The sequence below is a fragment of the Stenotrophomonas sp. GD03819 genome (assembly GCF_029841665.1).
Lineage (GTDB): Bacteria > Pseudomonadota > Gammaproteobacteria > Xanthomonadales > Xanthomonadaceae > Stenotrophomonas > Stenotrophomonas geniculata.
In genome coordinates this window covers 1-22,461 of record NZ_JAOCEW010000054.1, presented here as the reverse complement: position 1 = coordinate 22,461, position 22,461 = coordinate 1, and the positions used below count along the sequence as shown (strand labels likewise).

The window sequence follows — 22,461 nt, the reverse complement described above, 5'->3', positions numbered from 1 at the left end:
CTGCCGGTACTTCGGCACGAACACCTTGTTCACCGCATCGGCGAGCTGGTCCGGCGGCAGCAGGCCCTGGTCGAGCAGGAAGTTGTTGAACGCCAGGCGGTCAAACTTCGCGCCCAGTGCCAGCTCGGTCTGCATGCGCAGCTCCAGGATGCGGGTGTAGCCGTAGAAGTAGCTGCCGGCCTGGCCCGGCATGCGCACCATGTAGCGGTCCAGTTCCTGGGTGGCCATCGCCTTGGACAGGCCGACCTGCTCCATCAGCACGCGCTCGCCGTTGGCGCGATCGGTCAGGCCGAGGTTGAGCATCGGGTCCAGCATCGCGCGCGCGGCACGAAGCAGGCGGAACTGCAGGGCGATCATCTGACCGTCCAGCGGTTCGTAGGGCACCATCTCGGCCTCGGCATACAGTGCCCAGCCTTCCACGTTCACCGAATTGAACGCGAACATGGTGCGTGCCAGCGACACGCCACGCTCGACCATCGCGGTGAACTGCAGCTCGTGACCGGGGCGGCCTTCATGCGCGCTCAGCGTCCATGCCGCCGCACCGAAATTGAAGTCGTCGTACTGCGCACCCGGGCCCGCAGCCGGGTTGCCCAGCGGCAGCACGAAGGTGCCCTGCTGCCCGGTATTGTTGACCAGCGGCGCCGGCAGGAAGTGCGGCGCCGGGCTGGCCGCGCTCTCGGCGGCCGAGCCCAGGCGCATCTGCATGGCGCGCTGGGGCACGTCGACGATGGCGTGCTCACGGATCAGCGGGTCGATCGCATCGATCACCTTGCGGTAGTGGCGTTCCAGATGATCGTCGGCGATCTTGTCGGCCTTCAGTGCGCGGATCACCGCTACCGGGTCGCTCGGATCGGCCACCTTCAGGCCCTTGTCCTTCACCACCAGCGGCGCCAGCTGCTGCATCGCCGAGCGGGTTTCCATGAACTCCAGCTGCGCGCGCTGCATCAGCAGCTTCGGATCGATGTCAATGCCGACCTGCTTGAGCTGGTAGGCGTACAACGGCGCCGGCAGGCGCGCATCGGTGCGTGCCTTCGGCAGCACTTCCTTGCGAGTCCAGGCGGCGTAGTCCTTCATCTGCCCGGCCAGCGCCTTCATCGCCTCATCGGCGCCGGCGATCTGGTACTTCTTCAGCAGCGACTCGATGCCGGTGATGTAGGTCTCGACGTTGTCCAGCGACTGCTGCACTTCGATCTTGGTCGGCTGCAGCAGGCTGCTGTCCTTCAGGCGTTCTTCGTAGCGCTGGCGGGCTAGCGTGGTGAACGCGGTGCCGCCCGGCTGCAGGCCGGCATAGGCCTTGAGGCGGTCAAGCGCCTTGGCCCGGCGCTCAGCCGGCACCTGGTCGGACAGCAGCAGGTTGAGGCCGCTGAACACCGTCTGCGGCGCATCACTCCACGGCAGCAGGTATTTCTCGTTGAGCTCGCTGCCTTCGATGTTCTGGCTGGCGGCATGGATCATGATCTCCAGGTCCTGGCGGACGTTGGGATCCTTCTCGGTGGCCAGCTTTGCCTTGAGTTCATCGCGGGCTTTGGCCATCGCGGCGCGATAGCGCTTGCCGTTGTCCGGGCCAAGGTCTGCGACCTTGTCGTCGTAGCCGGGAACGCCGAAGAAGCCGGTTTCCTCCGGCTGGAACGGGCCTTGTGCATCAAGCAGGATCTGCGCCAGTGCATTGCTGCGGGCAACCCAGGCCGGGCTGGCCGGAGTAGTGGCCTTGGCAGCCGGCGCGGCCAGGGCTGGCGGTGCGGACAGCAACGGGGCGGCGGTCAGGGCCAGGGCAACGGCCAATGCAATCGGCTTCATGGTGCACTCCAGGACAGGGTTGCCCGCACCCTACGCGCTCACGGCGATGGCGACAATCGGCTGGAGGTCATGGGCGGACCGGCATGAATGCGCCCGCCCGCTCGGGTATCCGGTCATGGCTCGGGGTAGAAATTGGCAATCACCCCTCGGGTCTCATTCAACACTCTGACGTTGTGATGGGTCTCTTTCGTCCCTGCGGGCAAACCGTTATGACTGAGGTCAGGCGACGACCAGAGATTTATCCGTCCACATGGTGCTCCGGAGCATTCATAGGACATCAGTGTCCTCCAACGTCCAGGCGCATTTTCCGGCGCCTTATAGCCATGGCCATAAGAAAATCTCGGGGGACGTACGGTGGCGTTCGCGGGCTCATGATCTGCACCGAACAGGTGCCCGATCTCGTGGGCAAGGCTGCTGGTCGTGGCACCGAGACAATTCCGTTCCACTACCGCGAATGCGGTTTCCTTCGTCGCAAGCACGCGCTGCGATTGCCCACAGACCGACCGTGACGGACCGGTATCAATGATCATCAGCACGATGTCTGCCTTCTCAATATCACGAACCTGATGCATGACGCCGAGTGCGCCTCTTCTTCCGGCAACCAGATCGTCAAGCGTCTGAGTAACACCGGTTTCCTGATAGCCGGAAAGGACGTTGGCGGCGCGCTCGAGTTCAACCTTGATTCCGCTATGAGAGAAACTCTCGTTGGCTAAACAGACGGCCTCCCGCATTTCTGCGAAGACCACCTCGCGGTCATCGCCGAGGGCCGTAGTTCCGTAGCCAAACAGGACACGTACTGTCGATTTCGCCTCTTGCTCAACGTCGTCAGAACTGACCGCATCGAGTGCATCCGGGCTGACATCGCGAACCGGTGCCTCGCGTGGAAGCCGGCGAAAATCCTTTCGAATCAGCACACCTTCTTGCAGTTCGTATCGAAAGCTCCCAATGTCAAAGATGGCCCTTAGTTGTCCGTCAGCAGCCTCGGTGATCCGAACCGCTCTCTCCGCATCCACGCACGAAGACGGTGCCTTAGATGTAGAAGTAGAAGTAGAAGTAGATGTAGATGTAGATGCCATCGTTCCGGTCCAACGAAGCCGGGCAGAGGGCATCGCGGCCACTGCTCCTGCATCCGTGCCCGCCGGGACATAGACCGGGTCTGGAGCCGCATTCAATCGCGGGCCTGCAGTGCGCTTCAATCGCACGATTGCATCGAAGAGATCCACTTCGATCACATTGTCGGACAATGCCTCTGGGTGAACGTCGACACGGCGAATCCAGTCGACAATGCTATCCTCGTGCCGCTTACGAATCTGCATACCGGGATCCCATCCGCCGACAGGAATCTCAATGAACTTGGATGCCGCCTGCGCAGGCCAGGATGCGCTACTGAATAGCACGACGGCCAGAGAGAATAGAGCTGTTTTCATGATCTACTCGTAGTATCGGTGCCACATGGCATGACGAACGCTACGGCCTTGCTACTGACCACTTGGAGACTTTCGTCACATAGGCTGTGGGAGACAGCGATGTCGAGTAGCATGCGACAAAATCTCCCTATGCAAGCTCAGGATTGGTCAGATCTGAAGCGCTGAAATTCGGCCTCGCCATGCCAGCGATACTCAAGTAACTGGCGCTTGCGACACCTGATAGTCTGGCCGCCGGTCCCTCACATCATTGCGCTCATTGAACACAGCGCGGCGCGTATCGCGCTTCACCAGCTGATCATCGTTGAGGGTATAGCGCCAGACGCCGTGCCTGAACCCCGCGCGTGCGCCCGAGGCACTCAATCTGATGCTTATGCGCTGCGGCTGGCTGAGCTTGGGTTTGCATCCGGGGACGTGCTTTTCGCCGTTCCCGTCCATTGCACGCTGGACATCGTGACAACTTCGCGATGGACGCCCTGCGCACCATCAGGGCGGTACATGACCTCTTCCGCGGTTTCGAACAAAGGGACGGAAGGATCGCGGACAAGGTGGAGAACAACGTCATACAGGTTGACGGTAATCTCGTCTGCGGCCAACGCAAGCTCATTCCCTCGAACCAGACGCACCCATTCCACGGTGTCGCCACTCGCACGCAGGCGCTGCTCTGCCTGTACCACCGATGTATCGGCAAGCGCCTCCACGAATGGCTCAGCGGCCATGGTCTGCGAGAGCCATACCGGCGTGTAGAGCTGCAACGCCGCCAGCATCCTGATCGCTTCTATTCGAATTGCATGGACCTCCGGGACAGGACCGACGTCGGCTGCCTGGGGCAGCACGATACGTTTCGATCAATCTCTAGAGGAATGCGGGCAAGGTCGCAATGGTCAACCGCGACAGCCCCAGCCAAGCATGTGTGGCAGGGCATTCTCACGGCTCAGCACCCCGATGTAGGAGGTCCCGCTTACGACACGGCGACCAAGCCAAAGCCCCGCGCTGCGCGCGACAGTCGACTGACGGTCGGCGCTACTCCCGCCGCTTCAAGCGGAGGTCACAACGCCGCGGTCAGCGGGCATTCGCCGCGATCACGGCAGGCCTGCAACTCGCACTCTCCCGCAGCCTCGTCGTCATCCAGTGCGGTCAGATCGAAGGTCTGCTTGTCTTCGGCCAATACATACATCACCGGGTAATCCCAGACTTCATCGCGACGGCTGCCCTGTACGAACAATCGCCCGTGCGCATGCGGTCCTTCCAGCGCAACGGTCAGGCCGACATCGCGCTGGCCATTGATCGCGGTCTGCATGCTGCCCAGCGGCATCGATTCGATATGCAGCGGCTCGCCGAAGGCTTCCACCAGTTCGATGCTGCAGCCCGCGCGACGCAGCGCTTCGCGCATCGGCGGGCTCTCGCGTGCCGCCTCGCTCCAGCGCAGCACGCTCCAGGTCACCACGCCACCTGCGCCGCCCAGCACCAGCACCACCGTCAGCGGCATTGCCCAGCGCCAATGGCGGCACCACCAACCGGCGGACGTCTGTCGATGGGCGGGAATCGGTGGTGGCAGGGTCATCGGCGGGCTCCTTCCCGGCTGCGGATCAGGGCTTCAGGCAACGTCCCAGGAAGGCTTCGGCCACGCGGTAGCGATGCAGGGCATCGGCGCCGGACAGGCCATGCTTGGCACCCGGGTAGGTCATCAGCTCGAACGGCTGTGCACGTTTCTGCAACGCGCTCATCAGGCTGGTCGAATTGGTGAACAGCACGTTGTCGTCAGCCATGCCGTGGATCAGCAGCAGCGGCGAGCGCAGGCCGTCGATATGGGTCAGCACGCGCGCTTCGCGGTAACCCGCTTCATTGCGCGCCGGCAGATCCATGTAGCGTTCGGTGTAATGGCTGTCATACAGGCCCCAGTCGGTCACCGGCGCACCGGCCACGCCACAGGCGTACTGGTTCGAGGCCTTGGCCAGCAGCATCAGGGTCATGTAGCCACCGTTGGACCAGCCCTGCACGCCGATGCGCGCCGGGTCCACCCACGGTTGCTGCTTCAGCCAGGTCACGCCGCGCAGCTGGTCGGTCACTTCCACCGTGCCCTGCTTGCCATACAGCGCACCACCGAAGTCACGGCCACGTCGCGGGGTGCCACGGTTGTCCAGCGAGAACACCACGTAGCCCTGCTGGGCCAGATACTGGTTGAACAGGTGGTCGCCACGGCCGGGCCAGCTGTCGGTGACGGTCTGGCTGGCCGGGCCGCCGTAGACGTACACCGCCACCGGGTAGCGCTTGGACGGATCGAAGCCGGCCGGCTTGATCAGGCTGTAGTTCAGCGGGGTCTTGCCATCGGCAGCCGTCAACGTGCCGAACTCGACCGGGCGCTGCGCATCGCGGTAGCGCGCATACGGGTGCTTGGGATCGGCCAGGTCGTTCTCCACCAGCGTAGCGATCTTCTCGCCGTTGGCGCGGAACAGTTCAATCTGCGGCGGCGTAGTGCTGTTGGACCAGCTGTCAACGTAGACGCTGGCATTGCGGGCGAACGTGGCGCTGTGCATGCCCGGCGCCCTGGACAGGCGCTGCGGCTCGCCACCCTGCAGCGACACCGCGTAGATCTGGCTTTCGCGCGAGGTCTCGATGCCGGCACGGAAGTAGGCCTTGCCGGCCTTTTCATCGACCGCCAGCAGTTCGTCCACCGGCCAGTTGCCGTGGGTCAGCGCGGTGGCCTTGCCCTTGCTGTCGATGCGGTACAGGTGCTGGAAGCCGGTGCGCTCGGACGACCACAGCACGCTGCCGTCGTCGAGGAAGCGCAGGCTGTTGTGCAGCGGCACCCAGGTCGGGCTGGTCTCGTGGGCGAGCACGCGCTGGCGGTTGGAATCGAGCGCCACTTCCACCAGGTCCAGCTGTTTCTGGTCGCGCGACTGGCGCTGGAAGCTCAGGTGCTGCGCATCGCGCCAATCGACGCGGGCCAGGTAGATGTCCTGCTCCTTGCCCAGGTCGACCCAGCGCGGCTGCGCGTCGGCGGCCGGTGCGATCACGCCCAGCTGCACGCGCACGTTGGCATCGCCGGCGGCCGGATAACGCTGCTCGATCACGTCGGTGCGGTCGGCGTAGACCTCGTAGCGCTTCTGCACCGGCACCGGTGCCTCGTCGATGCGGGCAAAGGCAATGGCCGAATCATCCGGCGCCCACCAGTAGCCCGTGTGGCGGTCCATCTCCTCATCGGCGACGAACTCGGCCACGCCGTTGCCGATGGTGGTGCTGCCATCACGGGTCAGCTGCAGCTGCTTGCCACTGGCCAGGTCGATCACCCACAGGTTGCGGCCGCGGATGAAGCTGACGAAGCCGCCCTCGGGCGACAGCTTGGCGTCGGTGGCGAATCCTTCACCGTGGGTCAGCTGGCGTACCGCGGCTTGGCCCTGCTGCTTGAGGTCGTACAGGTACAGCTCGCCGCCCAACGGGAACAGCAGGCGCTGCGCGTCCGGCGACCACTGGTAATCGACGATGCCGGTCATCGCGGCGATGCGCTGGCGTTCGCGGCGTGCCTTTTCCTCATCGCTGAGGGTTTCGGTGCCGGGCAGCACCACCTTGGAATCGACCAGCAGCCGGGTCTGGCCGCTGCCGATGTCGTAGGTCCACAGGTCCAGCTGGTTGCGGTCGCTGTCCTTGCCGCGCAGGAAACTGACCTGCGAACCGTCCGGCGCCACCTTCGGCTTCATCAGGGTCGGGCCGGACAACGGCAACGGGCCGGTGATGGCTTCCAGAGTCAGCTTTTCAGCGTGGGCGGTGGTTGTGGTGGCGAGCATGAGGGCGAGCGAAGCGAACAGGTGGCGCATGGAGGATCCCGGCAAACGGCAGGTCCACCCCGGCTCGGAGCACGGGGCGGTCGTTCCCCATCCTAACCAAGCCCGTGCAGGAAGGCAGCATGACCTTTTGCCCATAAGGAATGCTGACGAGTGCCGACCAACGGCCGGCATCCACCGTCCTGGGTCAACGCTGGCCGAACAGGTGCTTGCGCTCTTCGTCGCTGAGCGGCTTGCCGGCGTTGGGGTTCACCTGCTGGCGCAGGGCATAGGCGCGCTGGGTGGCCGGGCGTGCGGCGATGGCGTCGTGCCAGCGCTTGAGGTTCGGGAACGCGGCGAAATCCACCGGCAGCTTGTCGTAGGCGCCGATCCACGGATAGCTGGCCATGTCGGCGATGCTGTACGCGTCGCCGGCAAGGAAGGCGTGCTGGGCCAGGCGCTTGTCCATCACCCCGTGCAGTCGGCGCACCTCGTTGTCGTAGCGCTCGATGGCATACGGGATCTTGTCCGGCGCATACACGTTGAAGTGGCCCATCTGGCCGCTCATCGGGCCCAGGCCGGCCATCTGCCAGAACAGCCATTCCAGGGTGGTGACGCGGCCGCGCGGGTCGCTGGGCAGGAACTGGCCGGTCTTTTCGGCCAGGTACAGCAGGATCGCGCCGGACTCGAACACGCTCAGCGGGGCGCCGCCATCGGCCGGGGCGTGGTCGACAATCGCCGGCATCTTGTTGTTCGGCGAGATCGCGAGGAATTCCGGCTTGAACTGGTCGCCCGAGCCGATGTTGACCGGGTGGATGCGGTACTCCAGGCCGGCTTCTTCCAGCAGCAGGGTCACTTTGTGGCCGTTCGGGGTGGGCCAGTAATACAGGTCGATCATGGCGGCGGCTCGGGGTGCGGAAAGGAACCTGAAGTCTAGTGCGTGAGTTGGGTTGGCACCGTCATGGCGGGCCGGTAACCTCGCCTCTCCCCCGCAACGCAGCATCCTCCGCATGAGTGCAAACCGCCCGCCGCTCTCCCCGCTGTCCACGCTGATCTTCGCCTCACGCTGGCTGCAGCTGCCGCTGTACCTGGGCCTGATCGTGGCGCAGTGCGTCTATGTGTTCCTGTTCGGCAAGGAACTGTGGCACCTGATCTCGCATTCGGCCTCGATGGGTGAACAGCAGATCACGCTGATCGTGCTGGGCCTGATCGACGTGGTGATGATCTCCAACCTGCTGGTGATGGTGATCGTCGGCGGCTACGAGACCTTCGTCTCGCGCCTGCGCCTGGAAGGCCACCCGGACCAGCCGGAATGGCTGAGCCACGTCAACGCCAGCGTGCTGAAGGTGAAGCTGGCGATGGCGATCATCGGCATCTCCTCAATCCACCTGTTGAAGACGTTCATCGCCAGCGGTGCGCTGGGCGGCATCCCGCTGTGCACGCCGGAGCAGATGAGCGTGGCCGCTGCCAACATCGGTGTCGCCCGCTGCTCGATGCTGACCCAGGACGGCGTGCTGTGGCAGACCATCATCCACTGCGTGTTCATCCTGTCGGCGATCGGCATCGCCTGGACCGACAAGCTGATGTCCAACGGCCACAGCAAGTCGCACGACAAGGCGCACGACCACTGAGGTCGTTGCCAGCAGCGGCGTGACGCCGTTGCCCCGTCCTGGCCACCGCCCTTGTACGCGGCGGTGGCCGGGATGCTAGATTGCACCCTCGCCGTTGCCGGCGGTGGCGTCGGGAAACGTCACCCTGCCGCGCCCGGACCCCAAGTCCCGGCCATGCGTATCAATGATTTACGTCACGTCGTCTTCTAGAGGGGAGCAGGATGTCGCACGTCTCAACGATCACCGCCGCGCGCCGGTGGCTGCCGGTTGCCCTGGCACTGGCACTGGCCGCCTGCTCGGGCAAGGAAGAATCCGCAGCGCCTGCTGCCGCCACGGCGCCTGCCGCTGCCGCACCCGCCGCACCGGTGGTCGCTGCCAAGGTGCAGTCGATGGGTACCGAGCAGCTGCGCGAGTCGGCCAGCCAGGCGCTGCGCGAGAACCGCATGTATGCACCGGCCGGCGACAACGCCATCGAGTACTACCTCGCCCTGCGTGACAAGACGCCGGACGACGCCTCGGTGAAGAGCGCGCTGACCGATCTGCTGCCCTACACCCTGATCGCCGCCGAGCAGCACCTGGGCCGCGAGGACTACACCGAGGCGCAGCGCCTGGTGGCACTGATCGAGAAGGTGGATGCCTCCGCCCCCGCACTTCCGCGCCTGAAGGAAGGCCTGGCCAAGGGCGTGGAAAACGCCGCCAAGCGCACCGAGACCGAAGCCGAGAAGGCAAAGAAGGACGCCGAGGACCGCAGCAAGCAGCAGATCGAACAGCAGCGCCTGGCCGAACAGCGCACCAAGGAAGCCGACGCGGCCAAGCAGATCGCCGCGCAGCAGGATGCCGCACGCCGCGACAACGAGCGCCAGGAGGCCGAGCGCCAGGCCGCGGCCCGTCGCGATGCCGAACAGAAGCAGCAGCAGGCCGCCGCCCAGCAGGCCAGCGCCGCGCGCCAGGCAGCCGCCGCCGCAGCTCCCACCCTGCGCCCGGTCAGTACGCCAGCGCCGCGCTATCCGGCCGAAGCCCTGCGTTCGGGAACGTCGGGGGAAGTACTGGTGGAGATCACCGTGGGCACCGACGGCTCAGTGGTCAGCGCCCGCGTGCTGCGCGCGACGTCCGGACGGACCTTCGACCGCGAAGCCCTGAACGCGGTCAAGCGCTGGCGCTTCGAGCCCGTCAACGCGCCGGTCACCACCCGCCGCACCCTGGTGTTCGCGCCGGGCGGCTGACCGCAGAAAAGGGGACGGACGGGATCAAGTCGTTTCTGCCGCCTCCATGACGCCAAGGCCCGGTCCGTCCGGGCCTTGTCCGCTTCAGGCCGCGCCATCAATCAGGTGCTGCAGGGCAGGATCGCGCGCGACCAGCACCTGGAACAGACCCAGCGCATGCAGGCCAGGCAGCAACGCACGCAGGTCAGCTTCGGCAGTGGCGCGGAAGGCGGGATCGCTGGACGGATCGTGCCAGTCACGAACGCTGGCCAGGAAAGCACCTACGCTGCCCTTGCGCACGGTGACGCCGTTCACCTGCAGGTCGTTCTGATGGTCGGGAAGAATGTCCTGTGGCTGCATGGGGAAGCGCTCCGTTGAAGTAGGCTCCAGTGTCGGGACGCGGACGCGACGTTTCTGCCGTATAACTGCCAATTGATATGGCAGATCAGACAACCACCGGATTACTCGACCCCACGTTGGCCGATACCGCCGACGGACCGGTGGTGCTGGCGGCCGGGCTGCGCCAACGCGGTATGCGTCGCACAGCGCGCCACCGGCATGCCCGTGGGCAGCTGCTGGGTGCACACCAGGGGCTGCTGCGGATCGCCGCCGACGACCTGCACTGGCTGCTGCCCGCAGGTCACGTCGCCTGGATACCGCCCTTGCTGCCCCACGCGCTGCTGAGCGCAGACGGGTTCGATGGCTGGAGCCTGTACTTCAACGCCGAGGCCTGCCTGGGCCTGCCCGCCACACCGCGCATTTTCCAGCCCAATGCACTGCTGCGGGCGGCGACGACACGTGCGCTGCGATGGCCCCACCAGCCACTGGATGCTGCGCAGGCACGACTGGCCGGTGTGATCGCCGATGAGATCGCCGCCAGCACGCCTCTGCCGCTTGCCCTGCCACAACCGCGTGACCGGCGACTGCAGAAGATCGCCGCCGCACTGGCGCGCGCACCCGAAGACGGCCGCAGCATCGAGGACTGGGCCGCCAGCAGCGGCCTGTCCGGCCGCAGCCTTGCCCGCCGTTGGCAGGCCGAAACAGGCATGACCTTGAGCCAGTGGCGGCAGCGCCTGCGCGTGCTGCTGTCGCTGCCACGCCTGCTGGCGGGCGAACCGGTGATCAGCGTCGCGCTGTCGATGGGCTACGACACGCCCAGTGCGTTCATCGCCGTGTTCAAGCGCGAGATGGGCGTGACGCCTGCGCGGTACGGGGAGGACTGACGTATCCAGTACTCCCTCTAGCCTTCCTTGCGACCTAAGCTGCTTGCTGATTTCAGGAGCGCAACAGATGAAGTACGACGACGCCAGCTGGCATTCCGGGGGTGACTTCCCTTCGGATCTTCCTGCAGAGGCCGGTGCCACTCACATCGGTATGTACCTGGCATGGCTGCTGCTACAGGGCATGGCAAGCGAAGAGCTCGCCGAGGACGCAGAAGAAGACCTGCAGGCGTTGCTGGAACGCAGAACGACGCCAGGCCTGTTCCTGCTGGAGTGCAGCGACGGCAAATTCGTCGACGATCTGATCAGTGATGAAGCCAACACGTTCACCGCTGCGTACTACGACCTCGAGAATGGCCAGTACCTGGACGACTATGAGGGACAGCTGGGCGCCAATGTCCCGGATCTGTACCACGTCGCCGATACCTGGGAGAACTTCGATCGACTGGCACCGGTGATTGCCCAGCGTTTCGCCATTTGGCAGGCAACGCAGTCCTGAAATCAACGAGGCCCGGAATGACCGGGCCTCGTTTCAGATCCGCCGGGCATGGCCCGGCGCTACCACCCGCACTTAGCCGGAGATGGCCAGGCGCTCGTTGTGGTACCGGCGCACTGCGGCGAACCACAGCAGTGCGGCCAGGCCGAGGCTGGCGCCCAGGTAGATGGCCCAGACTGCCGGCGTGATCGGCTCGTGGCGGATCACCTTCAGCAGCATCTGGTTCTGCGACAGGAACGGCACGGCGTACTGCCACAGCTCGCTCTTCAACGGGTAGGCCACCAGCGCGTAACCGGGCATCATCGGCAGCAGCATCAGCCAGGTCATGTGGCTCTGCGCCTCCTTCATGCTCTTGGCTGCGGCCGACAGGAAGGTCAGCAGCGAGGTGCCGATCATCAGCATCGGCAACATCACCAGCAGCATCTGCAGCATCGAACCGACATTCATGTTGAACTGGCGGCCGATGTTGCCGGGCGCGATCTGTGCGCTCACCTTGAACGCCACCAGGGTCAGCAGCAGCGACACGAACCCGACCACGCAGGCGGCGGCGATCTTGCCGCTTACGATCGCGCTGCGCGAACCCGGCGTGGCCAGCAGCGGCTCCAGCGACTGCCGCTCGCGCTCACCAGCGGTAGCGTCCATCACCAGGTAGGCGCCACCGATGAACGAGGTGAGTGTGAGAAGCACCGGCAGCAGCATCGACAGGATCATGCCGCGCTTGGCTTCGGCACTGGCCAGGTCCTGGCGCGCCACGTCCAGCGGCCGCGCGACCTGCGCGTCGATGCCACGCGCCATCAGGCGCAGCGCACCGATCTGGCCATTGTAGGTCGCCAGTGCCGCCTCCAGGCGTGCGCTGGGCACTTCTGCGGCGCGACGGGTACTGTCCTTGATCACCTCCACCAGCGCCGGCTTGCCATCGGCCCAGTCCTTGCCGAAGTCATCGCTGATACGCAGTGCCACGTCGATCTGCTGGCTGCGGATGGCCTCGGCCAGATCCTTCGGTGCCGGCGCGGCGTTCAGCCCCTGCGCGGCGAGGAAACGCACCAGATTGGGGGCGTTGTCCGCACCGATGGTCGGAATCTGCAGCGGTTGTTCAATCTGGGTGCGCACCCGGCTCTCGGCCAGCTTGCCCATGCCCAGCAGCAGCACCGGGTACAGCAGCGGCCCGAACAGCAGGGTCAGCAGCAGCGTGCGGCGATCACGGGAAAGGTCGCGCAGTTCCTTGCGCATCACCGTCATCAGGGTCGACATCATGCTCATGCGTGCAGGCCCTCTTCGCTGCCGATCAGTTTCACGAACGCATCTTCCAGGTTGGATTCGCCGGCCTGCGCACGCAGTTCATCGGCGCTGCCGGCAGCCATCACCGTGCCCTTGGCAATGATCACGATGTGATCGCACAGCGCGGCCACCTCCTGCATTATGTGGCTGGACAGGATCACGCAGCGGCCCTCTTCGCGCAGACCCAGCAGGAAGCGGCGCAGTGCGCGCGTGGTCATCACGTCCAGGCCATTGGTCGGCTCATCGAGAATGACGTTGCGTGGGTCGTGCACCAGCGCGCGGGCAATCGCGGTCTTGGTGCGCTGGCCCTGCGAGAAGCCATCGGTCTGGCGGTCGAGGATATCGCCCATGTCGAGTGCATGTGACAGCACCTCGATGCGCTCGCGGATGCGCTCGGCCGAGAGACCATGCAGTTCGCCGAAGTAGGCGATGTTCTCGCGCGCGGTCAAGCGCTTGTAGACACCGCGCGCGTCGGGCAGCACGCCAAGGTGGCGGCGTACGTCCACCGGATTGCGCGCAGCATCGACACCATCGACGCTGATGCTGCCCTGGTCGGGGGTCATCAGCGTGTACAACATGCGCATGGTGGTGGTCTTGCCGGCACCATTGGGGCCGAGCAGGCCGGTGATGCGGCCATCCTCGGCGCGGAAGCCGACGTTGGAGACCGCCTGGATGCGGCCCGTGCGGGTGTCGAAAGCCTTGTGCAGGTTGTCGGCGACGATCATGGTTCCCATCCGTTGAACGAAGTGAACGCCGGCACGTAGCTCAGCGTGTCCAGACAGCCGGCATCCAGCGCCTTGGCATCGGTCTTGTCGATGAACTGGCCGAGCAGGCGCGGCATGCAGCCGGCGGTCAGCGTGCCGTGGCCCTGGCCGCGGGCGACCAGCGCGCGACCATTGGGCAGGCCCTTGAGCACCTGCTCGGCATAGCGCGGCGGCGTCACCGGGTCCAGCTCACCGGACAGCAGCAGCGCCGGTACGTCACTGCGCAGCGGCACGGCATTGCCTGCCGGTGCCGGCCGGTGCGGCCATACCGGGCAGGCGGCGAAGAAGGCACTGGCCACGTCGTTGCCGAACAGGCGCTCGGGATCTTCGGCCGGTGCGTGGTAGCGCGGCGCATCTTCGCTGCAGATCACCGACCACTGCATGCCACGATTGATCTGGAAATCCATGCTGCGGTTCGCACCACGTGCCAGCGACGCCAGCGGTGCATAGCGGCCATGCGCGGCTTCATCGAGAACCAGCGGCAGCAGCGAGGAATACTGCGGCACATAGGAGAAGGCGAACGCCAGGCCGATCACGCTGTCCGGACTCAGTACATCCTGCCGGGTCTGGTTGGTGCCGGGGTCGCGATACTCCACCGAGACCGGCGCACGGCGCAGGGTCTCGACCACGCTGCGCAGCTGCGCGCGGGTGTCGGTCGGGAAGCGCTTGCTGCAGGCGGCATCCTTGCGGCACTGCGCCGATTGCAGGGCGATCGCATCCTCGAACGTCGTGGCGAAATCACCGCCCACCACCAGCTCATTCGGCACTACGCCATCGATGACGATGCTGCGCGTGTGCTGTGGATAGGCACCTGCATAGCGCTGGGCCACGCGCGTACCGTAGGAGCCGCCGACCAGGTTGATGCGCTCGACGCCCAGCGCCTGACGCACCGCATCCAGATCAGCAATGGCCTCGGTGGTGGTGTAGAAGCGCGCATCGGCCCGCCCCTGCAGCGAAGCGGCGCAGCGCTCGGCGTAATCGCGCAGCGATGCTTCAGTGGGTGCGGCATCCTCGTCCATGGCCAGTTCCTTGCCATCCGCGCCACGGCAGTTGAGCGGGTTGGAGCCGCCGGTACCGCGCTGGTCGACGAGGAAGATGTCGCGCTGCTTGCGCACCTGACGCAGGGCGGTATCGACAATGACGGCCACCTCGCTGGCTGCCTGGCCAGGACCACCGGCCAGGAAGAACACCGGATCGGGCTGGCTGCTGCCGCCATCGCCCGATTCCAGCCAGGCGATGCGCAGGCCGACGCGTCGGCCATCGGGCCGGGCCCGGTCCTCAGGCACCTGCAGGGTGGCGCACTGCGCTTCCACGTTGGCGCTGGCGCCTTCGGTGGACAGCGTGCAGGGCTGGAAATCGATGCTGCCGAAGCGGCGGCTGGGTGCATCGCTGGCGCCTTCGGCGCCGGGTGACGGTGACTGGCTGCAACTGGCAAGCATCAGGCTGGCCAACGCTGCGGCCAGCGCGAGGTGGTGACTTTGCATCGTGCTCGTTTCCCCTGGAGGACGTTCCTGGCAACCACGACGGGCTGCCGCGGAAGATGTGACTCAACTTACACGGGCACGGCGTCGTCGGCGATGGGCAGACGCGAAATCTCCGCCGGCGTGGCGCAGGCCAGGCGATCGCGGCCGGCGGCCTTGGCCCGGTACAGCGCCGCGTCTGCCGCTGCCAGCAGCGTGGACAGGTCGCCGTGGCCGTCGTCCATGGCCAGGCCGATGCTGGCGGTGACCGTCACCGGCCCGGTGGTCAGCCGCGCCGGCTTCTGCTGCAGAGCGGTACGGATCGCCGCAGCCCCCGCCATCGCTACACCCTGCGTGCTGCCGGCCAGCACCAGCACGAACTCCTCGCCACCGTAGCGGCCCAGCAGCGTGTCGTGGCCCTGCAAACCGTGCTGCAGCAGCGCAGCGAAGTGGCGCAGTACCTGGTCTCCGGCCAGATGACCCCAGCGGTCGTTGATCTGCTTGAAGTGATCGACGTCGACCAGCAACAGGGCCAGTGGCCGGCCCTGCCGACGCATCCGCTGCAACTGTGCCTGTCCATCGGCCAGCACCGCGCTGCGGTTGAGCAGCCCGGTCAGCCCATCGGTGCGCGCCGCACGCCGCAGATCGACCAGCATGCGCTCGACCAGCAGCAGCACCATCGCAAAGCACCGCGCCAGTTCCAGCATCACGCCGGCAAGGTAGGTGACGAACATCGGTGTACCGGTGCGCATGATGTCCTCGCCGGCATCGGGTGCCACCGGCAGGAACAGGCGCACCGCGTACAGGGCCGCCTCGGCCAGGAACACCGCCGCCGCCAGACGGCAGCTGGTGCGCTGCTGCACGGGGGCATGCCGCAGCAGCAGCCACGCGATCCAGCCATCGACCAGCAGCGTGAACACACTGAACACCTGCAGGCGCACGCCCAGGTCCGGCCACAGCACCAGGAAGGCGAAGATGCAGGCCATGAAGGCGGCCGCCATCAACAATGGACGCCACAGCGGCAGCGGCTGTTCCAGATGCAGCGCCACGCCGCGCAGCATCAGCACCGCGCAGCCGGCCATCGCCGCATTCCCGGCCAGTATGGCCGGCGCCAACGGCAGGTAGGGTCGCAGCGCCAGCAGGGTCACACCCAGGGTCAGCAGCCACAGGCTGGCGGTCCACAGGCGCAGCACCGGTTGCCCGCGCAGCACCACCAGCAGCAATGAGAACCCCACGGCAATGCCGATGCAGAGCAGGAAGCCAAGCACGGTAATGGTCGGGAAATCCAGGGACATGCGGCGCTCATCGGCCGGGGGGCGCGCGCATCTTAGCGCCTTGTGGTGCGATCCCTCCGGCGCTTCCCGCCCCGATGGCGATGCGGGGTCTGAAAACGGCGAGCATGGCGGCCGGCGCATGCGCAGAATCCGCAGAAAACCAAGGAGACGCCCATGCATGCGTGGTACCTCGGTGGCATCGACCACCGCCCGTTCCTGCACCTGTTCGAGAAGAGCGACACCGCGTTGGCTGCGCTGGGCATCCAGCGTCGCTGGGCCGGCGAAACAGGAGGACACCCCTGCCGGATCAGCCTGAGCGATCCAACCGGTGGCAGCGAGCTGCTGCTGTTGTCCCATGTGCACCTGCCCCTGCATTCGCCCTATCACGCCTCGGGCCCGATCTTCGTGCAGCGTGGCGTGACCCGATGCGTGCTGCCGCCAGGTGAAGTACCGCCGTACGTACAGCGCCGGATGATCTCGTTGCGCGCCTATGACCAGGCTGCATGGATGCTGGCCGCAGAGATCAGCGCGGGCACGGACGTCTCCGCTCGGCTGGACGCGCTGTTTGCCGATCCTGCCGTGGCCTTCGTGCAGCTGCACAACGCGGCGCACGGCTGCTTCTCATGCCAGGCGGATCGCGTGGGTATGCCGCCGACGTAGCAGGATCTCCACGACGTGATCGTTGCCACGCCGAAGACGTGATCGTCAGCGCATCCGTTCAGTCCCGCGTGAAGCCTGCGGGAAGGGCTTCACACCCACAGTCACGGATCGGCATTTCCATGGTTCCGCACCCTGCGCTGCGACTCGATACTCGCCGTGGTGCCGCCGAAAGTCCGCCGTGCAGCGCAGCTCCTGCGGTCACCGCTCTCTTTCGACGACCACAAGGAAGCGCCATGTCATTCCGATCCATACCGTTGCTGATGGCCACCTCGTTCGCGGCTGCGGGCCTATGCCTGGCCGGGAATGCATCCGCCCACGGCACCATGACCACGCCGATCAGCCGCGTCTATGCCTGTTTCCAGGGCAATCCCGAGAATCCGACCAACCCCGCCTGTGCCGCCGCCAAGGCGGTCGGGGGATCGCAGGCGTTCTACGACTGGAACGGCATCAACCAGGCCAACGCCAACGGCAACCACCAGGCCGTGGTGCCCGACGGCAAGCTGTGCAGCGGCAACAATCCCACCTTCCGCGGCCTGGACGTGAACCGCAGCGACTGGCAGACCACGCCCATCCACGCCGATGCCAATGGCAAGTTCACCTTCGTGTTCAAGGCGACCGCGCCACATGCCACGCGTGACTGGCGCTTCTACGTCACCCGCGAAGGCTGGCAGCCGGGCAGCCCGCTGGGCTGGGCCGATCTGCAGGAGTTCTGCACCCTGGGCAATACGCCGCTGTCGGCCGATGGCACCTACAAGCTGCAGTGCACGCTGCCGCAGCGCGCCGGCCAGCATGTGATCTACAACACCTGGCAGCGCTCGGATTCGACCGAAGCGTTCTACACCTGCATGGACGTGCGCTTTGAAGGCGGCGGCGGAGGTACGACGCCGGCACCGCAATGGCAGGATGCTGGCCCGGTGACCGCACGCGGTGAGTTGCCGGTGGGTACCACACTGGCACTGCGGGTGTTCAACGCCAGCGGCAACGATGTCGAACGTGTGGAAACGACCTTGGCCAGCGGCCAGACGTCTGCCTCGCAGTGGCCCTTGGCGCTGGCGCGCAAGGTCAATGGCAGTGCACAACATGCGCGCGTGGGCGTGCTTGCCAATGGCGTGATCACGCCGTCGGCGTCGGCCACCGACAATCGCGTGTACCTGAAGGACGGCAACCGCTTCCAGCTCGATACCAGGGTGCCGGACCCGGGTACGCCGTCGCCGGGCGGTGATTTCGACCACGTGTACCCGGCGGGCATCGGCAGCTATGTACCGGGCCAGACCGTGGTGAAGAGCAGCGACGGCAAGCTGTATGCCTGCCGCCCGTTCCCGGAAGGTGCGTGGTGCAACGTCAATGCCGAGGCGTACCGGCCGGGTGTGGGTGCGGCCTGGCGCGATGCGTGGATCGCGTACTGAGACCGTGTACAGGGAACGGTGGCAGAGCGCCGTTCCCTGCATAGCGTGAGACGCGCCAGCGCGTGAGTGTGAAGCCGTTCCCATACGGAACCACGCGATGCTTTTTTCAAAGTAGTCCTATGGATGCGGGCGGGTGGGATGCCGAGACTTCGCGGGGTTTCACCACCCACAGGAGATCTCCATGCATCTGTCATATCGGACTGTCATCGCGCTGTCTGTGATCGCAGGCATTGCCACCTCTGGCAGCGCTTTCGCCCACGGCACCATGTCCAAACCCTCCAGCCGCGTCTACTCCTGTTACCAGGGCAATCCCGAAAATCCGACCAACCCGGCCTGCGCTGCTGCCAAGACCATCGGTGGCGCCCAGCCGTTCTACGACTGGGCAGGCGTCAATCAGGCCAACGCCAATGGCAATCATCAAGCGGTGGTTCCAGATGGCGAGTTGTGCAGCGGCGGCAACAGCAAGTACCGCGGCCTCGATCTGAACCGCAGTGACTGGCCGACCTCACCGATCCACGCCGATTCGCGCGGGCGTTACACCTTCGAGTTCAAGGCCCCGGCCCCGCATGCCACCCGCGAGTGGAAGTTCTACGTCACCCGCGACGGCTGGCAGCCGGACAGCCCATTGCGCTGGGCCGACCTGCAGGAATTCTGCACGGTGGGCAACGTGCCGGTCTCCGGCGACGTCTACAAGCTGGATTGCCCGCTGCCCAAGCGCAGCGGCCAGCACATCATCTACAACACCTGGCAGCGCTCGGATTCCGGTGAAGCGTTCTATACCTGCGCGGACGTGCGCTTTGAGGGGGGCGGTGGTGTGACCCCGCCGCCGCAGTGGCAGGATGCCGGCCCGGTCACCGCCCGCGGTGCGCTGGACGTGGGCACCACCGTGACCCTGCGCGTGTTCAACGCTCAGGGCAACGATCTGGAGCGCCCGGAGATCACCCTGGCCGCAGGTCAGACCGCTGCGAACCAGTGGCCGCTGGCGCTGGCCCGCAAGGTCAACGCCAGTGCGCAGCAGGCGCGCGTAGGCGTGATGAAGAACGGCGTGATCACACCGGTCGCCTCGGCCACCGAGAACCGCGTCTACCTGAAGCCGGGCAACCTGTTCCAGATCGATACCCGTGTGCCGGGCCCGATCGATCCGCCGCCGGGCGACGACTACGACTTCGTGTATCCGGCCGGTATCGGCAGCTACAAGCCGGGCGAAACCGTGGTCAAGGGTACCGACGGCAGGCTCTACGCCTGCCGCCCGTTCCCGGAAGGCGCGTGGTGCAACATCAATGCCGATGCCTATCGCCCGGGCACGGGCTTTGCCTGGCGTGATGCCTGGATCGCGTACTGAAGCAGGGCACCGGGGGCGGCGTGATGCCGCCTCCGGTTCAGGGAATGCCGGCCAGCGGCCGGCACTACCCGGACCTATTTGCTGCTGACGTACTTCTCGCGGCGGATCTGCGGGTTGCCCAGGCCGGCGGCCTTCAGCAGCTCGGCGCAGGCATCGACCATGTCCGGATTGCCGCACAGGTAGACGATGTCGGTGGCCGGGTCCGGCGTGAAGCCGGCCAGCGCCTGCTGCACGTAACCGTGCTGCACGTCCGGGTGCGGATCAACCGGCAATTCGCGTGACAAGCACGGCACATAGCGGAAGTTCGGGTGCTTTTCGGCGAAGCTGTAGAAATCTTCGCTGTACAGCAACTCACCAGGGCTGCGCGCGCCCTGCAGCAGCACGATCTGCACGCCGCGGTCGGCCATGGCTTTTTCCAGCAGCGGCAGCATCGAGCGGTACGGGGTGACGCCGGTGCCGGTGGCAATCAGCAGGTAACGGGCGTTGTGGTCGCCGGGGTTCAGGCAGAACCGGCCATAGGGGCCGGACGCACTGATCTGGCCGCCCGGCTCCAGCGCCTCGAACAGGGCCGTGGCAGCGCCACCGGGCACGAAACTGACCGCGATATCCACCGCCTCGCCCGGGCCCAGCGCGTGGTCGTGGATGGTCGCCAGCGAGTAGCTGCGCTTGGTTTCGGTGCCGTCGGCGTAGCTGAAATGGACCTGGATGAACTGGCCGGGCTGGAAATCCAGCGGCTGCCCATCGTCACGCACGAACTGGTAGTGGCCGACGGTCGGGGCCAGCATGCGGCAGCCGACCAGCTTGAGGGGGAATTGAACAGGCACGACTTTTCGGGACAGTGTGTAGCCGGGGCAAGCCCTCGGGGTCTTCTATAATAGCCCCTCCCCGCCCCTCTCCAGCGCCAGCCCATGGGCGCGAAGGCTTCGAGCTTGGCATCCCAGAACGATATGGCGCCCGCCCTGCGCGTGCGCGACCTGCGCAAGACCTACGACAACGGCACCCAGGCCCTGAAGGGGGTTTCCCTGGAAGTGGCCCCGGGCGATTTCTTCGCCCTGCTCGGCCCCAACGGCGCCGGCAAGTCGACCCTGATCGGCATCATCAGCTCCCTGGTCAACCTCAGCGAGGGCCAGGTGGAAGTGTTCGGCAGCGACCTGGTGCGCAACCGCAGCGCCACCATGCGCCTGATCGGGCTGGTGCCGCAGGAAATCAACTTCAACCTGTTCGAGAAGCCCTTCGACATCCTGGTGAACTACGCCGGCTTCTATGGCGTGCCGCGCGAGGAAGCGGAACAGCGCGCCGAAGAGGAGCTGAAGCGCGCGCACCTGTGGGAAAAGGCCCAGGTGATGAGCCGCACGCTGTCCGGCGGCATGAAGCGCCGGCTGATGATCGCCCGCGCGATGATGACCCGCCCGCGCCTGCTGATCCTGGACGAGCCAACCGCCGGCGTGGACATCGAGATCCGTCGCGACATGTGGCGGGTGCTGAAGGAGATCAATGCGGCCGGCACCACGATCATCCTCACCACCCATTACCTGGAAGAAGCCGAGTACCTGTGCCGCCACCTGGCGATCATCAACCATGGGCAGATCGTCGAGCAGGGGCCGATGCGCGCCCTGCTGGCCAAGCTGGACGTGGAAGGCTTCCTGCTGGACATCGACGGTGAGCTGCCGGCGCAGCTGCCGGTGATCGAAGGCGCGACGCTGACCGCGCCGGACCCGCACACGCTGGACATCGACATGCCACGCGCAATGGACCTCAACCGCGTGTTCGCCACGCTCAACGAGGCCGGCATCCGCGTGCGTTCGATGCGTACCAAGAGCAACCGCCTGGAGGAGCTGTTCGTGCGCCTCACTGGCAACCTGGAGACTTCCGCATGAGCACCACCGAGCTGACCGACGGCCAGCGCAACCGCGTCGCGCTGCTGACCATCGTGCGCCGCGAAGTCGCACGCATCATGCGCATCTGGGGCCAGACCCTGGTGCCGCCGGCGATCACCATGACCCTGTACTTCCTGATCTTCGGCAACCTGATCGGGTCGCGCGTGGGTGACATGGGTGGCTACACCTACATGCAGTTCATCGTGCCGGGCCTGGTGATGATGAGCGTGATCCAGAACAGCTACGGCAACATCAGCTCCTCGTTCTTCGGCGCCAAGTTCGGTCGCCACGTGGAAGAACTGCTGGTCAGCCCGATGCCGAACTGGGTGATCCTGTGGGGCTACGTGGCCGGCGCCGTGCTGCGCGGCCTGATGGTGGGCGTGATCGTGCTGATCATCGCGATGTTCTTCACCCCGGTGCGCATCCCGCACCCGCTGGTGATGCTGACCACGGTGATCCTGGGCGCGACGATCTTCTCGCTGGCCGGTTTCATCAATGCGGTGTATGCGAAGAAGTTCGACGACGTGGCGATCGTGCCGACCTTCATCCTGACCCCGCTGACCTACCTGGGTGGCGTGTTCTATTCGGTGAAGCTGCTGCCGGGCTGGGCCGAAGCAGCCACGCATGCGAACCCGATCTTCTACATGGTCAATGCGTTCCGCTATGGCCTGCTGGGCAGCAGCGATGTGCCGCTGCCGGTGGCGTACGGCCTGATGATCGGCTTCGTGGTGGTGCTGACGGCGCTGGCGCTGTGGCTGCTGCGCCGTGGCGTGGGCATGCGCAGCTGAGTTTTGCGTGCAGGGCCTGCGGCCCTGCACCCGCCGAATCAACGTCAACTTCTACGGCAACATCAAAAGCTGGCATTCCGTGGGTTGGCGGGGTGGGTCCGG

21 protein-coding genes are annotated in these 22,461 nt (G+C 65.8%); 9 read left to right on the top strand and 12 right to left on the bottom strand.

Translation table 11 applies throughout. The features are described from left to right. The 6 genes from N5D45_RS21345 to N5D45_RS21320 all read right to left on the bottom strand — a co-directional run. Positions 1-1,797: DUF885 domain-containing protein (locus N5D45_RS21345; protein ID WP_279939589.1), on the bottom strand; the 1,797-nt coding region annotated here is incomplete at its 3' end. Between the two features lie 113 nt (positions 1,798-1,910). Further along, positions 1,911-3,224: a reprolysin-like metallopeptidase gene (locus N5D45_RS21340; RefSeq protein WP_279939588.1), complete on the bottom strand. Its 1,314-nt coding sequence runs from the start codon at positions 3,222-3,224 to the stop codon at positions 1,911-1,913. Positions 3,225-3,592: 368 nt separating this feature from the next. Then, positions 3,593-4,057: a hypothetical protein gene (locus tag N5D45_RS21335; protein WP_279939587.1), complete on the bottom strand. Its 465-nt coding sequence runs from the start codon at positions 4,055-4,057 to the stop codon at positions 3,593-3,595. Between the two features lie 212 nt (positions 4,058-4,269). After that, positions 4,270-4,785 (bottom strand): cytochrome c oxidase assembly factor Coa1 family protein, encoded by a 516-nt coding sequence (locus N5D45_RS21330; RefSeq protein WP_029379809.1) that lies wholly within the window; start codon positions 4,783-4,785, stop codon positions 4,270-4,272. 25 nt (positions 4,786-4,810) lie between these two features. After that, positions 4,811-7,036 (bottom strand): S9 family peptidase, encoded by a 2,226-nt coding sequence (locus N5D45_RS21325; RefSeq protein ID WP_279939586.1) that lies wholly within the window; start codon positions 7,034-7,036, stop codon positions 4,811-4,813. Between the two features lie 154 nt (positions 7,037-7,190). Then, positions 7,191-7,880, bottom strand: a complete 690-nt coding sequence (locus tag N5D45_RS21320) for a glutathione binding-like protein (protein ID WP_010482229.1) — start codon at positions 7,878-7,880, stop codon at positions 7,191-7,193. A 112-nt stretch (positions 7,881-7,992) separates the two neighbouring features. Between N5D45_RS21320 and N5D45_RS21315 the strand changes: the two genes are divergently transcribed. Both N5D45_RS21315 and N5D45_RS21310 read left to right on the top strand, forming a co-directional pair. After that, positions 7,993-8,613, top strand: coding sequence for a TIGR00645 family protein (locus N5D45_RS21315; RefSeq protein ID WP_279939585.1), 621 nt, complete (start codon positions 7,993-7,995; stop codon positions 8,611-8,613). Positions 8,614-8,813: 200 nt separating this feature from the next. Continuing rightward, the gene (locus N5D45_RS21310) at positions 8,814-9,815 is read left to right on the top strand and encodes an energy transducer TonB (RefSeq protein ID WP_043399467.1); all 1,002 of its coding nucleotides are present in this window, start codon (positions 8,814-8,816) and stop codon (positions 9,813-9,815) included. Between the two features lie 84 nt (positions 9,816-9,899). Here the strand turns inward: N5D45_RS21310 and N5D45_RS21305 are convergent, their stop codons facing one another. Then, complete coding sequence (locus tag N5D45_RS21305) at positions 9,900-10,154, bottom strand: hypothetical protein (protein WP_279939583.1); 255 nt, start codon at positions 10,152-10,154, stop codon at positions 9,900-9,902. A 77-nt stretch (positions 10,155-10,231) separates the two neighbouring features. On the opposite strand from N5D45_RS21305, the gene N5D45_RS21300 reads away from it, so the two are divergent. Both N5D45_RS21300 and N5D45_RS21295 read left to right on the top strand, forming a co-directional pair. Next, positions 10,232-11,017, top strand: a complete 786-nt coding sequence (locus N5D45_RS21300) for a helix-turn-helix transcriptional regulator (RefSeq protein WP_279939582.1) — start codon at positions 10,232-10,234, stop codon at positions 11,015-11,017. Positions 11,018-11,084: 67 nt separating this feature from the next. Continuing rightward, positions 11,085-11,513: a hypothetical protein gene (locus N5D45_RS21295; RefSeq protein ID WP_019336743.1), complete on the top strand. Its 429-nt coding sequence runs from the start codon at positions 11,085-11,087 to the stop codon at positions 11,511-11,513. Positions 11,514-11,585: 72 nt separating this feature from the next. Here the strand turns inward: N5D45_RS21295 and N5D45_RS21290 are convergent, their stop codons facing one another. From N5D45_RS21290 to N5D45_RS21275, 4 genes are all read right to left on the bottom strand, one after another. Further along, a complete protein-coding gene (locus N5D45_RS21290) occupies positions 11,586-12,770 on the bottom strand; it encodes an ABC transporter permease (RefSeq protein WP_019336744.1) in 1,185 nt (394 codons plus the stop codon). Beyond that, on the bottom strand, positions 12,767-13,513 hold the full coding sequence (locus N5D45_RS21285; protein ID WP_057504146.1) for an ATP-binding cassette domain-containing protein: 747 nt from the start codon (positions 13,511-13,513) through the stop codon (positions 12,767-12,769). Before N5D45_RS21285 ends, N5D45_RS21290 begins: the two co-directional genes overlap by 4 nt. After that, complete coding sequence (locus N5D45_RS21280) at positions 13,510-15,036, bottom strand: alpha/beta hydrolase (protein WP_279939579.1); 1,527 nt, start codon at positions 15,034-15,036, stop codon at positions 13,510-13,512. Before N5D45_RS21280 ends, N5D45_RS21285 begins: the two co-directional genes overlap by 4 nt. Before the next feature lie 68 nt (positions 15,037-15,104). Continuing rightward, the gene (locus N5D45_RS21275) at positions 15,105-16,307 is read right to left on the bottom strand and encodes a GGDEF domain-containing protein (protein WP_279939578.1); all 1,203 of its coding nucleotides are present in this window, start codon (positions 16,305-16,307) and stop codon (positions 15,105-15,107) included. A 153-nt stretch (positions 16,308-16,460) separates the two neighbouring features. Here N5D45_RS21275 and N5D45_RS21270 point away from each other — a divergent pair, with 153 nt between their 5' ends. From N5D45_RS21270 to N5D45_RS21260, 3 genes are all read left to right on the top strand, one after another. Beyond that, positions 16,461-16,946: a DUF1203 domain-containing protein gene (locus N5D45_RS21270; protein WP_279939577.1), complete on the top strand. Its 486-nt coding sequence runs from the start codon at positions 16,461-16,463 to the stop codon at positions 16,944-16,946. Positions 16,947-17,179: 233 nt separating this feature from the next. Beyond that, positions 17,180-18,352: a lytic polysaccharide monooxygenase gene (locus tag N5D45_RS21265; protein ID WP_228354922.1), complete on the top strand. Its 1,173-nt coding sequence runs from the start codon at positions 17,180-17,182 to the stop codon at positions 18,350-18,352. A gap of 181 nt (positions 18,353-18,533) precedes the next feature. Continuing rightward, a complete protein-coding gene (locus N5D45_RS21260; RefSeq protein WP_197656330.1) occupies positions 18,534-19,694 on the top strand; it encodes a lytic polysaccharide monooxygenase in 1,161 nt (386 codons plus the stop codon). 74 nt (positions 19,695-19,768) lie between these two features. Here N5D45_RS21260 and N5D45_RS21255 read toward each other — a convergent pair whose 3' ends face one another. Continuing rightward, on the bottom strand, positions 19,769-20,518 hold the full coding sequence (locus tag N5D45_RS21255; protein ID WP_082587918.1) for a ferredoxin--NADP reductase: 750 nt from the start codon (positions 20,516-20,518) through the stop codon (positions 19,769-19,771). Positions 20,519-20,602: 84 nt separating this feature from the next. Here N5D45_RS21255 and N5D45_RS21250 point away from each other — a divergent pair, with 84 nt between their 5' ends. Next, positions 20,603-21,571 carry an ABC transporter ATP-binding protein gene (locus N5D45_RS21250; protein ID WP_019336751.1) on the top strand — a complete coding sequence of 323 codons (969 nt, stop codon included), beginning with the start codon at positions 20,603-20,605 and terminating at the stop codon, positions 21,569-21,571. Next, complete coding sequence (locus N5D45_RS21245; protein WP_019336752.1) at positions 21,568-22,359, top strand: ABC transporter permease; 792 nt, start codon at positions 21,568-21,570, stop codon at positions 22,357-22,359. The genes N5D45_RS21250 and N5D45_RS21245 overlap by 4 nt, the downstream gene beginning before the upstream one ends. Positions 22,360-22,461 lie beyond the last annotated feature (102 nt).

What these genes read in the sequence shown, in the direction of transcription:
- N5D45_RS21340 (WP_279939588.1), bottom strand. Translation starts at nt 3,224, where the DNA reads ATGAAAACAGCTCTATTCTCTCTGGCCGTCGTGCTATTCAGTAGCGCA.
- N5D45_RS21330 (WP_029379809.1), bottom strand. Translation starts at nt 4,785, where the DNA reads ATGACCCTGCCACCACCGATTCCCGCCCATCGACAGACGTCCGCCGGT.
- N5D45_RS21325 (WP_279939586.1), bottom strand. Translation starts at nt 7,036, where the DNA reads ATGCGCCACCTGTTCGCTTCGCTCGCCCTCATGCTCGCCACCACAACC.
- N5D45_RS21320 (WP_010482229.1), bottom strand. Translation starts at nt 7,880, where the DNA reads ATGATCGACCTGTATTACTGGCCCACCCCGAACGGCCACAAAGTGACC.
- N5D45_RS21315 (WP_279939585.1), top strand. Translation starts at nt 7,993, where the DNA reads ATGAGTGCAAACCGCCCGCCGCTCTCCCCGCTGTCCACGCTGATCTTC.
- N5D45_RS21310 (WP_043399467.1), top strand. Translation starts at nt 8,814, where the DNA reads ATGTCGCACGTCTCAACGATCACCGCCGCGCGCCGGTGGCTGCCGGTT.
- N5D45_RS21305 (WP_279939583.1), bottom strand. Translation starts at nt 10,154, where the DNA reads ATGCAGCCACAGGACATTCTTCCCGACCATCAGAACGACCTGCAGGTG.
- N5D45_RS21300 (WP_279939582.1), top strand. Translation starts at nt 10,232, where the DNA reads ATGGCAGATCAGACAACCACCGGATTACTCGACCCCACGTTGGCCGAT.
- N5D45_RS21295 (WP_019336743.1), top strand. Translation starts at nt 11,085, where the DNA reads ATGAAGTACGACGACGCCAGCTGGCATTCCGGGGGTGACTTCCCTTCG.
- N5D45_RS21290 (WP_019336744.1), bottom strand. Translation starts at nt 12,770, where the DNA reads ATGAGCATGATGTCGACCCTGATGACGGTGATGCGCAAGGAACTGCGC.
- N5D45_RS21285 (WP_057504146.1), bottom strand. Translation starts at nt 13,513, where the DNA reads ATGATCGTCGCCGACAACCTGCACAAGGCTTTCGACACCCGCACGGGC.
- N5D45_RS21280 (WP_279939579.1), bottom strand. Translation starts at nt 15,036, where the DNA reads ATGCAAAGTCACCACCTCGCGCTGGCCGCAGCGTTGGCCAGCCTGATG.
- N5D45_RS21275 (WP_279939578.1), bottom strand. Translation starts at nt 16,307, where the DNA reads ATGTCCCTGGATTTCCCGACCATTACCGTGCTTGGCTTCCTGCTCTGC.
- N5D45_RS21270 (WP_279939577.1), top strand. Translation starts at nt 16,461, where the DNA reads ATGCATGCGTGGTACCTCGGTGGCATCGACCACCGCCCGTTCCTGCAC.
- N5D45_RS21265 (WP_228354922.1), top strand. Translation starts at nt 17,180, where the DNA reads ATGTCATTCCGATCCATACCGTTGCTGATGGCCACCTCGTTCGCGGCT.
- N5D45_RS21260 (WP_197656330.1), top strand. Translation starts at nt 18,534, where the DNA reads ATGCATCTGTCATATCGGACTGTCATCGCGCTGTCTGTGATCGCAGGC.
- N5D45_RS21250 (WP_019336751.1), top strand. Translation starts at nt 20,603, where the DNA reads ATGGGCGCGAAGGCTTCGAGCTTGGCATCCCAGAACGATATGGCGCCC.
- N5D45_RS21245 (WP_019336752.1), top strand. Translation starts at nt 21,568, where the DNA reads ATGAGCACCACCGAGCTGACCGACGGCCAGCGCAACCGCGTCGCGCTG.